Annotated in this window: 15 protein-coding genes; 13 read left to right on the forward strand and 2 right to left on the reverse strand. The window is 61.5% G+C overall.

Going from position 1 to position 13844, the window contains the following annotated elements:
* Positions 1 to 40: 40 nt before the first annotated feature.
* The 7 genes from phnC to phnN all read left to right on the forward strand — a co-directional run bounded on the left by phnC (position 41) and on the right by phnN (position 6788).
* Positions 41 to 865 (forward strand): phosphonate ABC transporter ATP-binding protein, encoded by an 825-nt coding sequence (phnC, locus tag AAFN47_RS14575; protein WP_499809975.1) that lies wholly within the window; start codon positions 41 to 43, stop codon positions 863 to 865.
* Positions 866 to 923: 58 nt separating this feature from the next.
* Positions 924 to 1832: a phosphonate ABC transporter substrate-binding protein gene (phnD, locus tag AAFN47_RS14580; RefSeq protein WP_499809976.1), complete on the forward strand. Its 909-nt coding sequence runs from the start codon at positions 924 to 926 to the stop codon at positions 1830 to 1832.
* Between the two features lie 70 nt (positions 1833 to 1902).
* Positions 1903 to 2766 (forward strand): phosphonate ABC transporter, permease protein PhnE, encoded by an 864-nt coding sequence (gene phnE, locus AAFN47_RS14585; RefSeq protein ID WP_499809977.1) that lies wholly within the window; start codon positions 1903 to 1905, stop codon positions 2764 to 2766.
* A 3-nt stretch (positions 2767 to 2769) separates the two neighbouring features.
* Positions 2770 to 4116 carry a phosphonate ABC transporter, permease protein PhnE gene (gene phnE / locus AAFN47_RS14590; protein ID WP_499809978.1) on the forward strand — a complete coding sequence of 449 codons (1347 nt, stop codon included), beginning with the start codon at positions 2770 to 2772 and terminating at the stop codon, positions 4114 to 4116.
* A gap of 175 nt (positions 4117 to 4291) precedes the next feature.
* Positions 4292 to 4999: a DUF1045 domain-containing protein gene (locus AAFN47_RS14595; RefSeq protein ID WP_499809979.1), complete on the forward strand. Its 708-nt coding sequence runs from the start codon at positions 4292 to 4294 to the stop codon at positions 4997 to 4999.
* A 29-nt stretch (positions 5000 to 5028) separates the two neighbouring features.
* Positions 5029 to 6168, forward strand: a complete 1140-nt coding sequence (locus AAFN47_RS14600) for an alpha-D-ribose 1-methylphosphonate 5-triphosphate diphosphatase (RefSeq protein ID WP_499809980.1) — start codon at positions 5029 to 5031, stop codon at positions 6166 to 6168.
* Entirely contained in the window at positions 6168 to 6788 is a 621-nt protein-coding gene (phnN, locus tag AAFN47_RS14605; protein ID WP_499809981.1) for a phosphonate metabolism protein/1,5-bisphosphokinase (PRPP-forming) PhnN, read from the forward strand. The genes AAFN47_RS14600 and phnN overlap by 1 nt, the downstream gene beginning before the upstream one ends.
* Before the next feature lie 55 nt (positions 6789 to 6843).
* Here phnN and AAFN47_RS14610 read toward each other — a convergent pair whose 3' ends face one another.
* Complete coding sequence (locus tag AAFN47_RS14610) at positions 6844 to 7653, reverse strand: tetratricopeptide repeat protein (protein WP_499809982.1); 810 nt, start codon at positions 7651 to 7653, stop codon at positions 6844 to 6846.
* 102 nt (positions 7654 to 7755) lie between these two features.
* Complete coding sequence (locus tag AAFN47_RS14615) at positions 7756 to 8394, reverse strand: LysE family translocator (RefSeq protein ID WP_499809983.1); 639 nt, start codon at positions 8392 to 8394, stop codon at positions 7756 to 7758.
* A gap of 358 nt (positions 8395 to 8752) precedes the next feature.
* Here AAFN47_RS14615 and AAFN47_RS14620 point away from each other — a divergent pair, with 358 nt between their 5' ends.
* Genes AAFN47_RS14620 through AAFN47_RS14645 form a run of 6 tightly spaced genes read left to right on the forward strand, consistent with a single transcriptional unit; the run spans position 8753 to position 13813 of the window.
* Positions 8753 to 9328 carry a DJ-1/PfpI family protein gene (locus AAFN47_RS14620; RefSeq protein WP_499810095.1) on the forward strand — a complete coding sequence of 192 codons (576 nt, stop codon included), beginning with the start codon at positions 8753 to 8755 and terminating at the stop codon, positions 9326 to 9328.
* A gap of 27 nt (positions 9329 to 9355) precedes the next feature.
* Entirely contained in the window at positions 9356 to 10348 is a 993-nt protein-coding gene (locus AAFN47_RS14625; RefSeq protein ID WP_499809984.1) for a Bug family tripartite tricarboxylate transporter substrate binding protein, read from the forward strand.
* A 12-nt stretch (positions 10349 to 10360) separates the two neighbouring features.
* Positions 10361 to 10852: a hypothetical protein gene (locus AAFN47_RS14630; protein WP_499809985.1), complete on the forward strand. Its 492-nt coding sequence runs from the start codon at positions 10361 to 10363 to the stop codon at positions 10850 to 10852.
* A complete protein-coding gene (locus AAFN47_RS14635; protein WP_499809986.1) occupies positions 10849 to 12345 on the forward strand; it encodes a tripartite tricarboxylate transporter permease in 1497 nt (498 codons plus the stop codon). The genes AAFN47_RS14630 and AAFN47_RS14635 overlap by 4 nt, the downstream gene beginning before the upstream one ends.
* Positions 12345 to 13154: an IclR family transcriptional regulator gene (locus tag AAFN47_RS14640; protein ID WP_499809987.1), complete on the forward strand. Its 810-nt coding sequence runs from the start codon at positions 12345 to 12347 to the stop codon at positions 13152 to 13154. Before AAFN47_RS14635 ends, AAFN47_RS14640 begins: the two co-directional genes overlap by 1 nt.
* Positions 13151 to 13813: a hypothetical protein gene (locus AAFN47_RS14645; RefSeq protein ID WP_499809988.1), complete on the forward strand. Its 663-nt coding sequence runs from the start codon at positions 13151 to 13153 to the stop codon at positions 13811 to 13813. The genes AAFN47_RS14640 and AAFN47_RS14645 overlap by 4 nt, the downstream gene beginning before the upstream one ends.
* Positions 13814 to 13844: the final 31 nt, after the last annotated feature.

The raw sequence follows: 13844 nt of genomic DNA on the forward strand, positions 1-13844 counted from the left end.
CGGTGCTTGACCGGGCGTACCCGCAAATGAAGGGCTCTACATGCTGCAGCTAAAAGGCGTGACCAAGACATTCGGGAAGCATACCGCCGTGGATTCGGTGACGAGCACGCTCCTCGAAGACCAGATGGTCGGCATCATCGGCCGATCGGGCGCCGGCAAATCGACGCTCCTGCGCATGATCAACCGGCTCGTTGCGCCGAACAGGGGAACCATTCGTTTCGGCGAACTCGAAATCGAAAAACTGAGCGGCAAGGCGCTGCGTCGCTGGCAGAGCGACTGCGCGATGATATTCCAGCAGTTCAACCTGGTGCCGCGTCTCGACGTCGTGTCGAACGTTCTTCTCGGCACGCTCAACAGCCGGTCGACGATAGCCACGATGTTCAACATTTTCCCGAAAGAGGACATCCACCGCGCCATCGACATTCTCGAGCGGCTCGGGATCGGGGAAAACGCCGCCAAGCGGGCCGAGGCCCTGTCCGGCGGCCAGCAGCAGCGCGTCGCTATCGCCCGCGCATTGATGCAGGACCCCAAGATCATTCTCGCGGACGAGCCGATCGCGTCGCTCGATCCGATGAACGCGCAGGTCGTGATGGACACGCTGCGGCGCATCCACGAGGAGGATCGTCGGCAGGTCGTCTGCAACCTTCATACGCTCGACACCGCACGGCGCTACTGCGACCGGGTCATCGGCATGCGCGACGGACGCGTCGTGTTCGACGGCAAGCCGGAAGAACTGACCGTCGACGTCGCCCGCGAGATCTACGGGGCTGACGAAAACTTCAGCGAGGCTTCCACGTCCACCAGCATCGAGAGTTTGGGGACAGTGGCGGAAGAGGAAATACGGATTGCCGAAGCGGCCGTTTGAGGGCCGGCTTGCATTGCTATTTCCAGGCAAGAACTTCATCCATTCAGGAGACACCATCATGAAGACACTCATCGCCGCCCTTCTGGCGACAACCGCTTTCATCGGAACGGCTTTTGCCGCTGACGAGGAAATCGCGGAATTCCGCATCGGCATTCTGGGAGGCGAGAACGCCCAGGATCGCATGGCTTCCAACGAATGCTACCGCGTCATGGCGGAAGAACTGCTCGGCGTGCCGGTAAAGGTATTTACGCCGTCCGACTATGACGGCGTCATCCAGGGTCTTCTCGGCGGAACCATCGATATGGCCTGGCTCGGCGCTTCCGCCTACGCCAAGGCCTGGTTGACCGATCCGGAGGCTATCGAGCCGATCATGGTCAAGACCAATCTTGACAAGTCCTACGGCTATCATTCCATCGGTTTTGCAAGGAAGGATAGTGGCATCACTTCACTGGAAGACATGGAAGGCAAGGTTTTCGGTTTCGGCGACCCCAACTCGACCTCAGGCTACCTGATCCCGTCGATCGAAATTCCGCAGGAAACAGGTTCCTCCATGGAATCCGGAGCGTATTTCGGTGAAGTCAAGTTCGTCGGCGGCCATGAGCAGACAATCGTTGCCGTGAGCAATGGCGACGTCGACGCCGGCGTCACCTGGGCCGACGGCATGGGCGAGTGGGAAGACGGTTACAATTCCGGCGCCCTGCGCAAGGCCGTCGACGCCGGTCTTGTCGACATGAACGACCTGGTCGAGATCTGGAAGTCGAAACCGATCCCGGAAGGCCCGATCGTGCTGCGCAAGTCGCTGCCGGAGCGCGTCAAGATCGATATAACCACGCTCACAGCGTCCTTGCCCTACATGGCGCCGGACTGCGCCTACAGCTTCATGGCCGGCGAGGCGCTCGGTTTCCAGCCGATCAACCATGACGACTACCAGAGCATCATCGACGCACGCAAAAGCAAGTCTGAATAGTTCGACCGCCATCTGACCTGTCCGGGCCTCGCGGAAAGCGGGGCCCGGACGCATCACCGGACGCTTCCACATGGCCGTAACATCCGCAGCAACCACGCCCGAAGACAGACTTCGCGACGACTATCTTGCGATGGTCCAGCGCAAGCGTCTCTACAGCTTCATCTTCATGCTGATTTTCGTGGCGCTGCTGGTTTCCGGGTTCCAGATGGCCAACAGTCGCAACGCCGGCGGCTTTCTGGCCGGCCTATCGCAGATTTTCGACTTTCCGAGCGAAGTCATATCCGAAGCGTCACAGAAGGCGGCGCTACTGCCGGGTCTTCTCGTGAAGTTTCTGCCGTCTCTCCTCGAAACGATCAACATTGCCGCGGTCGCGACTCTCGTAGGCGCGCTTATGGCGATTGTCCTGTCGTTGCACGCCACACGGGGACTGGCGCGCTGGCCGATGGCCATTCCACTGGTGCGGCGATCCATGGACATCATGCGTGCGATCCCCGAGATCGTCGTCGCTCTTGTCCTTATTTTCGTGATGGGCGGCGGGCCGGTTCCGGCGATGATCGCGATCGCCTTTCACACCGCAGGCGCGCTTGGGAAACTGTTTTCCGAGGTTAACGAAAATGTGGACCTGAAGCCCAATGAGGGGCTTACATCGGTTGGGGCAAGCTGGAGTCAGAGCATGTGGTTCGGGATTTTCCCGCAAGTGGCTCCCAATTATCTCAGCTATGGCATGCTGCGTTTCGAGATCAATATCCGCGCCTCGGCCATTCTCGGGTTCGTCGGGTCGGGCGGCATCGGTTACGATCTGAAGAACGCGATGAGCTGGGGCAAGGGCCGTTACGACGAGGCCGCGGCGATTTTCATTCTGCTGTTCGTGACTATCGTCGTGTTCGACCAGATCTCGAGCCATTTCCGGCACAAGCTCGTTACGGGGAAGTAAACCATGGCCGTGAGCGACACCCTGGATAACGTCGGCTTTGGCCGCAAGGAGGAGATCGAGCAGTTGTTTCGCCGCAAGCGATTGCTTTCATTCGGCCTTCCGGTCGCCATTCTGCTTTACCTGGTCTATATCTTCTTCGCTTTCGATATCGCCTCGCTTTCGGATCGGTTCCGGCTGGACAATGCCGCAACGCTGGTCAGCGACGCCTACAGTTACAAGACGCATGTCACCCTCGACAATCGCACCGACAGCTTCTCCTTCGCCATAGAGGGCGAAAAGAAAGGGGCTTATCCCGCAGGGGAGACGCCCGATTGGGTGACGATCGACGGTGACCAGGCGACGGTCGACCTGCTGGGCGGATACAGCGTCGTCATCAACAAAAACCACGCCGTTTTCACGGTTCCAGGCTATGGCGAAATTGACGCCAGGGTCGCCGGCCGCAGCATCGAGACGACCCTTCCGGGCGACGAAGTCCCGGACTGGATCAACGCCTCCAGGACGCGACTGGCCGTTACTACGCCGAACGGTCGGATGTCCGTCACTCGATCCAAGATCGAAGTGTTCCGCTATTTTTATGGCTGGGAGCTGTTCTGGTTCTCGCTGGACAGTCCGTTTTACGGCATGGGACCGATGGAATTGCTGTCGACGGCCTTCTCCTCCGACCGGCTGGTTGAGGGCAAGAGCAATATCGCGGCGATGGTCGACGACTTTCTCTACAACCCCATGTGGCGGCACGCGGAGGTGTTCTGGGCAATCTTCGAAACCATTCTTATGGCGTTTCTCGGAACAATGGGCGCGGCGATGATGGCGTTACCGCTGGCTTTTCTGTCGGCGTCGAACTTTACGCCGCTCCAGACTATCCGTTTCGGGTTTCGCCGGCTGTTCGACCTGCTTCGCGGCACCGACGCGCTGATCTGGACGATCGTGCTGGCCAGAGCGTTCGGGCCCGGCCCGCTGACCGGATCGCTGGCCATCCTGCTGACAGACACCGGAACATTCGGCAAGATGTTTTCCGAGGCGCTGGAAAATGTCGACGACAAGCAGATCGAGGGCGTGCGTTCGACCGGCGCAAAACCTCTGCAGCGCTATCGCTTCGGGGTCATTCCCCAGATCGTTCCGGTTCTGATTTCACAGATCCTGTACTATCTGGAGAGCAACACCCGTTCTGCGACGATCATCGGCGCGATCGTCGGCGGTGGCATCGGACTGATGCTGACCCAGGCGATCAACACCCAGAAAGACTGGGAAGAGGTGACCTATTACATCGTGCTGATCATCCTGATGGTGATGATCATGGATACGGTTTCCGGATGGCTGCGCAAGCGTCTGATTGGCGGCAACGGGGGATGAACACCGGTCGCAGGGCCAGTTGAAACCGGAGTTGGAATATCCCGCATTTATGATAATAATCCGCTTCGGCCGCAGGCGCCGGTTCGGCGATGGATTACCTTTGCATGAAACTGTCATGCAAATCGGGTAGATGATCGCTCATCCACCGGAATCACCGTCATTCGAGGAAGACAGAATGCGATATGCAATCTATTTTGTCCCGCCAATGAACGACCCTCTGAACAGGGTCGCGACGAACTGGCTCGGCCGTGATGTCTTCACCGGACAGACGGTCGAGGCGTCGGCGATCACGGGTCTCAATTCGGCCGAGATCGCGTTCCATACCGCAGCTCCCAGACGATACGGCTTTCACGGAACGCTGAAAGCGCCGTTCGTGCTGGCCGAAGGCCGGACGGAGGAGGACCTGCTCAGGACGCTGATGCGGTTTTCCGATTCGGTTAAACCATTCGAGATTCCGCGCATGGAAATCAGCAGGATAGGCCCGTTCTTCGCGCTCACGCCGAGCGAGCCGATTCCCGATCTCCATGATCTCGCAGCGCGCGTCGTAAGGGAGTTCGACGAATTCCGCGCGCCGCCCAGCGAGGCGGAACTGGAGCGACGGAATCCCGACAGGCTGACCGTTGCCCAGCTGGAAAACCTGCATCGTTGGGGCTATCCGTACGTCTTCGAGGAATTCCGATTTCACATGACGCTTTCAGGGCCGGTAGACCGGGATGAAAGAGACCGGGTGGAACAGGCGCTGCATGCGTTTTTCGATCCGGTGCTGAGCGAGCCTGTCGAAGTCGAGAATATCGCTCTTTTCGTGGAGGACGAAGCGGGCGCGCCATTTTCGGTCCATTCGTTACATCCGCTGGGGCGACTGGATCAGCGCCGGACCGCCTGAGCGGGATTTGCAAGAGTAGAAAAAGAAACATGTCCGAACTGATACTGAAGAACGCCAGAATTGTCCTTGACGACGAAGTCGTGAAGGGAACGCTCGTCGTGCACGACGGCAAGATTGCCGATATCTCGACCGACACCTCGGTTTCCTCCGCCGAAGATCTCGCCAATGACTACCTGATACCCGGTCTCGTGGAGCTGCACACCGACCATCTGGAAGGCCATTACGCGCCACGCCCGAAGGTCCGCTGGAATCCGCTCGCCGCAGTGCTCGCGCATGACGCACAGATCTGCTCGTCCGGTATCACCACCGTTCTCGACGCCCTGCGCGTCGGCATGGACCATGATGCGGACCTGACAGCCGAGGAAATGCAGATACTCGCCAACGCGATCGACGACAGTTCGGAGAAGGGCAGCCTGAGGGCCGATCATTTCCTGCATCTGCGCTGCGAGGTTTCCGCGCCCAACTGCCACGAGCAGTTCCGGGGATTCGACGGGCATCCGCGCGTCCGCATGGCGTCGCTGATGGATCATGCGCCGGGCCAGCGGCAGTTTCGCGACCTTGATCAATACGCCGTCTATTATCGCGGCAAGCTGAAAATGACGGAGCAGGAGTTCCAGGATTTCTGCAAGCTTCGCATCGCGCAGTCTGAGGCCAATTCCGACCGGAATCGCGGCGTCATCGCAGAGACCTGCAAGGATCGTGGAATCGTGCTGGCGAGCCATGACGACGCAACGCTGGAGCATGTCGAGGAAGCCGTGCAGCAGGGCATTCATGTCGCCGAGTTTCCGACCACCATGGAGGCGGCCCGGGCCTCGAAGGAGGCCGGCATGGCGGTGCTGATGGGCGCGCCGAACGTCGTGCGCGGCGGATCCCATTCGGGCAATATCGCGGCGCGCGAACTCGCTGAAAACAGTCTGCTGGATATCCTGTCCTCGGACTACATCCCGTTCAGCCTGATCCAGTCGGCCTTTCATCTCGACAACGAAGTGGACGCGATTTCCCTGCCGCAGGCGATACAGATGGTGTCCAGGAACCCCGCGAAAGCCTGCGGTCTCGACGACCGCGGAGAAATCGCGATCGGCAAGCGCGGAGACCTTGTTCGGGTCGGCGTCGATCATGCGATCCCGATCGTGCGCACCGTCTGGCGCGAAGGCCGGCGTGTGGTTTGATGGGGTCTGGCGACGGGGCAGACCCGGCAGGCGCAGCGGGCGCGAATATTGGCGGCGGCGCCTTTATCGCCGTCGTCGGTCCAAGCGGAGCCGGCAAGGACACGCTTCTCAATCATGCGCGCAACGCGCTTGACGGCGACGAGCGCTTCGTCTTCGTGCAGCGGGCGATCACCCGTTCGGCAGACGGCGAGACCGAAGATCACCGGCCAGTCACGGACGCCGATTTCGAAGCCGAACTGGGGCGCGGTGGTTTCGCCCACTGGTGGGACGCGCACGGCCTGAAATACGGCGTGCCGGTTTCGGTCGACGACGTCGTGCGCTCCGGGCGCATCGCGATCTGCAACGGATCGCGCGGCGCGCTCGACGGCCTGCGCGCCCGGTATGCGAACTTCACCGTCATCAACCTGACGGCGCGGCCTGATGTTCTGGCCCGGCGGCTCGCCGGCCGCGGTCGCGAGAGCGAGGCGGAGATCCTGAGGCGTCTAAAGCGCCAGCCTGATTGCGATGCGCAAATGGCCGACGCGGTCGTCATCGAGAACAACGGCGCGCTGGAAGAGGCGGGCAGGGCGCTGGTCGATGCGATCGAAGCGATCAGTCGTTCAGTTGCGCAGACAGGATGATTGTAAAAACCGGTAGGTCTGTCGTTTGAGCGATCGTTCCGTGGTCGCCGGAAAGTCAATTCAACAGGCGGCATCTTTCTTTCAGGCAGGCTTCCAGCGCGTTTCGCGTTTTCGGGCCGTACTTGCCATCAACCGGACCGTCAAAATACCCCATCTCGACCAGTGAGGTCTGCAGCCTCTTCACTAAAGCCGGCTTATTTTCCTTAATAATGAAAGCATCGAGTTCCGGTAGAGCCTCCTGCCATTGACCCAACACGCTGAGGACAAGCGCCCGGATATTGTGGGCGTGTCCGTCCCCTGGACGGAGTTCCAGCGCCTTGTTTGCGTTTTGGAGCGCCAACGCGTCGTGACCCAAGGCGTACAACGCCCAGGCGCGACCGACATAGGGGAAGTAGTAGTCCGGATCGATATCGATCGCTTGGTCGTAGTCCATTACCGCCCGATCATATCGTTCCTGAAACCAGTATACGTTGCCTCGATTGTAATAGGCTTTCGCGAATTCCGGATCGATCTCCAGCGCCCGGTCGTAATAAGCGATGGCCTGCTCGTAGTTTTTACGATTCCTCTCCACCAGGCCAAGGTCGATAAAGGGATGCTTGTAATTCGGATCGAGTTCGAGGGCGTGATTTAGGTCCTCCACTGCCTGATCGAGGTTTCCAAGCCTGCGGTTTACATTCCCGCGATAATAGTAGGTCGTCGCCAGCCGCTTGCCGGAGACCTTACCCGCATCAAGGACTTTGGTGCAACCGGCGAGACTGAGCTTCAGGTCGCGTTCCTGTGCGCAGTCGTCCCAGTCGCTGGCCTGTGCGGAGGCGAATGTAGAAAGCAGCGCCAACAAGCCTATTGCCGGAAATATAAAACGCATACGGAATCCCCATCCTGATTTTGCAGAGCAACCTATCAGGGTGATCGATGGTCGATCAAGAAACGACGGCGGCCTTAGGTCTCCCGCGGACACGCCCTGGACTTACCTTTGTGCGTCGCGCAGTCCCGACCACAGGAGGCTCGCGCCCATCGTGCCGAACGCCGCGGCGAACACGCCCTCGAACCATCGGGAAAAGCGCGCGTAACCGCGCATCGCCAGTCCGGTGGAAAACAGAAACGCGTAGGCGCCGTAAATCACGAGACCCGAAAAGGCGCCCAGCGGACCGAAAGCAAGAACCTGGAGTGGGCCCAACCCCTGTCCGAAAAGGAACGAAGCCACCGCGGCCCACATCAGCGCCGCCTTGGGATTTGTCAGGACGACGAGAACGCCGCGCCGCCAGGCCGCAGCATTGCCCAGCGGGCGCTCATCCGGCTTTATCTTCGCATTCCCGCTGCCCCGGATGATCGCGCGCGCAGCCTTGAGACCGAGATAGAGCAGGTAGCCGCCTCCGGCCAGCTTCAGGATCAGCAGCGATGCGGGAAAGGCCTCGATGAGCGCGCCGAGGCCGAGTGCGGTCGCCAGCGACCAGACAAGCATTCCCGAGGCGACGCCGGCGACGACGAAGAGCGCCGGCCGCCGACCCTGCGCAAGGCCGATGGACGCGACCGCGGCGAGATTTGGTCCCGGAGATATCTGGGCGGCAAGCACGCCGGCCAATGTCACTGCGAAGATTGCAAGCATGAGGGAGCCTTTCCGATGACGCCGCTTCACATTCAGCAGGAGGATGCGATAGTCAGACCGAAAAACGCACGGCGTTGGCATGCAATGACGCGCGCTCGTCTTGAGAAGAGTATTGTCTCGATTGCGGTGACGCAACCATGAAGACAGGTCGTTCGGATAACCCGCCAACTGCAGCGAGTTGGAAAACTCCGACATCTGACCGACAAGTTACTTTCCCAGACCGTGTTGTAGCCCTTCGCCATTGTCCACACCATGTCGCAGTCCGAGGCTTGATCTCGCCTCTTCGCAGTGATACTGATCCATCAATCAATTTTAGAACAGCGTTCAAAAAATGAAGAATTCAGGCAACAAAGTGCTTATGCCGATCGGTGACGCGTCGGAAACCGTCGATACGCTTTATCCTTACTATCGGCTGCAGGAAGCCGGTTTCGAGCCGGTTGTGGCCGCGCCTGAAAAACGTATCTACCAGCTTGTCATGCACGAGGTGCGCCCCGGCTGGACGATCACGCGCGAGTGGGAAGGCTACCAGCTCGCCGCAGACGTCGCGTTCGCAGACGTCGATCCGGAAGACTTCGCGGGCGTGTTCTTCTCCGGCGGTCGCGCGCCGGAATATATCCGCGACGACGAAGACCTCATCCGCGCCACGCAGCACTTCTTCGACGCCGACAAGCCGATCGCCAGCGTCTGCCACGGGGTGGAGATCCCCGCGCGCGCCGACCGGGTCCGCGGACGCCGCATGGCGACGGTCGCCAAGTGCCGTTTCGACCTGGAGGTCTGCGGCGGCGTCTATGTGAATGCGCCCTGCGTCATCGACGCAAACCTGGTTTCGGGGCGGACATTCCACGATCACGGCCACTACGTCGGCCCATGGATCCGGCTGCTGGAGGAGTGGCAGGCGGGGGGAAAGCAGGCGGTCGCAGCCGCGGCGCGCTGAACTGACAATCACTTAAGGGAGGAACCCATGATAAACAGAATGATTATGGCCGCGCTGGCGCTCACCGTGTCCGCCGGCGTCGCAATGGCCGACTGGAAACCGGAAAAGCCGGTCACCGTCATCGTGCCTTATCCGCCCGGCGGAGTGACCGATCTCGCGGTCCGCGCGGTAGCGGCGGATCTCGAGCCCGTCCTCGGTCAGAAGCTTGTTGTCGTCAACCAGCCCGGCGCCAACGGCTCCGTCGGCACGCAAGCCGTGCTCGATGCGCCAAAGGACGGCTACACGTGGCTTTCCGGCGGGGTGCGCGACATCGGCACCTACAAGATCATGGGAATGATCGACACGACCTTCGATGACTGGCATCCGTTCATCATCGCCTCCATGTCGTCGCTACTCTCGGTCAATCCCGGCACGGACATCACCACCGTCGAGGATTTCATCGCTCGGGTGAAGTCCGACGGGGACAAGCTGCTGATCGCGACGGCGGGACCGAATTCATCCGGCGGTCAGGGACTGGCCGCGATTGCGACGGCCGCCGATATCGACCCCAAGCAGATCGTCTATGATGGCGGCAATCCGGCTATCCTCGCCACCGTGTCCGGCGAGGCGCAGGCCACCACCCAGCTCGCGCTGGAACAGGCGGAAATGATCCGCGCCGGCCGGCTGACGCCGCTGGCGGCCATCGGCACCACCGAGATCAAGCTCGGCGATCTGTCGATCCCGCCAATCACCGCGCAGCTGCCGAACCTGCCGCCCGCGGAAAACTTCGTCGGAATCTACCTGCCCGACGGCGTGCCGCAGGAGGTGCTGGACACGCTGGAAGCCGTGTGGACCGAGACCCTGTCCGGGTCCAAGGGGCTGCAGCAATTGTGCACTTCGCGCGGTTGCGGCGTGAAACCCGTCGCCGGAGACGAGGCGATGAAATCGGCCAATCCGGCCATCGCTGCCGCAGCATGGGGACTGTATGATCGCGGCGATGCGAAGATGTCACCGGAAGAGATGGGCATTGCACGCCCGTAAAGCGAAAGCGCAATGGTGAGTGAACTCAACGGTCGGCGGCTGCACGTCGCCGATCTCGCAACAGGATCGATACTGGTTCTCCTTGGCGCGGCGATGTTCGTCGCGTCAATCGCCATGCCTACCTATGCGGATCGCGGCACGGTGCTGACGGCGCCCGCAATCTTCCCCGGCTTCATCGCCATCATCCTGTTTGCTCTGGGCGCCTTGCTTACAGCGCGGACCCTGCGTCAGCCAGCGCCACTGCCGACCGGCGAAGGGGTGGCGTGGCGGCCACTGCTGACCGGCCTCGCACTCATGACGATCGCGATCGTTCTCGTCGGCCGTATTAATTTCCAGCTTCTCATTGCCGGTTTCTGCGTCGCTTTCGCGGCGATTTTCGTGTCCTGGCGCGGCGCGCGCGCCGAGATCGTCCGCAAGGCCGGCGCAATGGCCATCGTCGTTCTCGTCGTCGCCGTGCTTATCCCGATGACCTTCCAGCATGTCTTCCTGATCCGGCTGCCATGATCGACGCCTTTCTTGCCCTCGCCAGCGCAACCACGCTCTTCAACGTGCTCTGGGCGACGCTCGCCGGTATCGTGATCGGGGCGTTGCCCGGCCTCACCGCAACCATGGGCCTGGCGCTGATGACCTCGCTCACGTACGCGATGGCCGGCCAGCAGGCGATTCTCGTGTTGATCTGCCTCTATATCGGCTCGATCTATGGCGGCAGCCGCAGCGCCATCCTGCTCAACATTCCGGGCACGCCGGCCAACGCCGCGACCGCGCTCGACGGCCATCCCATGGCGCAGGCCGGCATGGGCCATCGCGCTCTGGGTCTCGCCACCGTGGCTTCGCTTACCGGCGGTCTTATCGGCGGCGTCGCGTTGGCGCTCATCGCGCCGCTGCTCGCCGAACTCGCGCTCGGCTTCGGCTCCACCGAGTATTTTCTGCTCGGCATCGTCGGCATCGTCGTCGCAGGCCGCATGACAGCCGCCGACGATCCGCTGAAGGGCTGGATCGCCGGATTTCTCGGCCTCGCCATCGCGACGGTCGGTCAGGAGACGATGCACGCCTATCCCCGCTTTTCCTACGGAAGTCTGAATCTCGCCGCCGGCATTGCGCTGATTCCGGCCATGGTCGGCGCCTTCGGGATTTCGGAGCTGCTGATGTCGCTGGGCTCGGGCAAGGCGCGCATGGTCGACGCGCCCATGCAGGCGACGCCGCTCCTGTCGAATTTCCGGGACATGATCCGCCGCAAGATCACGGTCATCCGTTCGAGCCTCATCGGCATCGCCATCGGCGTAATTCCCGGCGTCGGCGAGGATGTCGCCGCCTGGATTTCCTACGGCGCCGCGCGGCGCGCCTCGAAAACACCGGATGAATTCACGAAGGGGTCTGATGACGGGCTGATAGCCGCCGAAACCGCCAACAGCGCCGCGCTGCCTTCGGCCGTCATTCCGGCGCTGACGCTCGCCGTCCCCGGTTCCGCCCCGGCCGCCGTACTGCTTGCGGCCATGTTCATACACAATGTGCGACCCGGCCCGATGATCATGATCGAGAACCCGGATTTCGTCGCCGCGGTGTGCTGGATGGTCATCTTCGGGACCATCGCCATGGCCGTTATGGGGCTCGCCCTGTCGCGGCCGCTGCTGCTGGTGCTCAAGGTCCCGCGGGAATTTCTCACCCCGGTGATCTTCTGTCTCTGCCTGCTTGGGCCCTATGCCCTGACGCAACGCATTTTCGATATCTATGTCGTGCTTGCTTTCGGTCTTCTCGGGCTCGCCATGCGATTGATGCGATATCCGATGGCCCCGCTCATACTCGGCATCATCCTCGGCGGCATGGTCGACCAGAATCTGCGCCGCATGCTACAATTGATCGATCGGGATCCAATGCAGGTTTTCACCCGACCGATTGCGCTCGTGCTGGTCGCTGTCTGTCTGGTCGCGATCTTCGCCGGCGTTCGCCGACGTCCCCGGAATTTGCAAGTGAAAAGCCAGCAGGCCAGGAACCAGTAATGTCCGTACAACTCCGGAGAGCGATCGATATACTGGAACTGATCCAGGAGGCGGAAAGGCCGATTGGTCTGGTCGAAATCGCCCGCCAGCTCGACATGCCGAAATCGGCGGCGCACCGCCTGCTGCAGGTGTGGGTAAAGCGCGGCTATATCGAGCAGGAGGAGGACGTTCAGCGCTACAGCGCCACGCTCAAGCTCGCCATTCTCGGCTTCGCCCATCTCAACGCCACCGGCATACGAGACATCTGCCATCCGGACATGCGGCTTCTCGCCAAGGAGACGGGCGAGCTTGTTCGCCTCGCCGTGGTGGTGGGCGGCGACAGCATGGCCTGGGTCGCCGAGGCGCAGGGCGCGCGCGACGGCCTGCGCTACGACGGCAATCTCGGACGGCAGGCGGTGCTGCACGCGACCGCCGCCGGCAAGGCCTGGCTTGCAACGCTCACCGACGAGGAGGCCGCGCGGGTGGTTCTCGCGCAAGGTTTCCCCGAAGCCGTCGATGTGGGCCCCAACGCCTTGCGCACCATGCGGGCGTTGCAGGACGAGCTGGAGTCGATACGCTTGCGCGGCTATTCGACCGCAATGGAAGAGGCGTCCATCGGCGTCAACGCCGTCGCGGCCGCGATTTTCGAGGGCGTGGCGTCCGACAAGGTCGTCGGCTCGGTTATCGTCGTTGGTCCGAGCGCACGCATGACGCCGGGCCGCATCGCGGAAGTCGCGCCTCGCGTCATGACCGCGGCAAAACGCCTGTCGTCACTTTGGCCAATCAAGATTCATCTCGACACAGATGTGCCGGATCAGGGGGCGGCATGATCCCGGGACAAGGCGTGCTCGCCATCTGGAATGGCATCGAGGAAGGTCACGACGCGGAATTCATCCGATGGCATGTGCACGAGCACATTCCCGAGCGGTTGACGGTTCCGGGTTTCCTGCGCGCGCGGCGCTATACGGCGGTGGACGGTCAACCGGCGTATTTCAATTTCTACGAGACCGAAACGCCGGACGTCCTTTTCTCCGAAACCTATCTTTCCCGGCTGAATGACCCGACGGAATGGACGCGCCGGGTCGTGCCCCATTTCACGGATTTCTCGCGGACGCCCTGCCGGGTGGTTGCGAGCACAGGCCATGGAGTCGCCGGCTTCGTGCTTGCTTTGCGGCTCGATTGCAATGCTGACCTTGCAGCCCCGGTCGCCACGGCGCTCATCCGATCGAAGAACCTGACGGCCGTACACCTTTTGGAGCGCGGCGGCGAAGCGGTGCTCGAAACGGCTGAATCAGCCATGCGCGGCAAGAAGGACGAGACCTCGCGCGCAATCCTTTTGGCCGAGGGGCCAATGGCCGAGCCGTTGAAGGCGGCCGTGGACGCCATCCTGACGTCGCCGGAAGGCGACACGCCGCCAGTGACGGCGACAGGCCTGTACCGGCTGGATTTCATGATGCAAAGCTCTGTTGAGGAAGACCATCCGAATTGAATCGGAAACTCAGCCTCTGCGACCAACCTTT

It is taken from the genome of Hoeflea sp. CAU 1731, assembly GCF_039888615.1.
Lineage (GTDB): Bacteria > Pseudomonadota > Alphaproteobacteria > Rhizobiales > Rhizobiaceae > Flavimaribacter.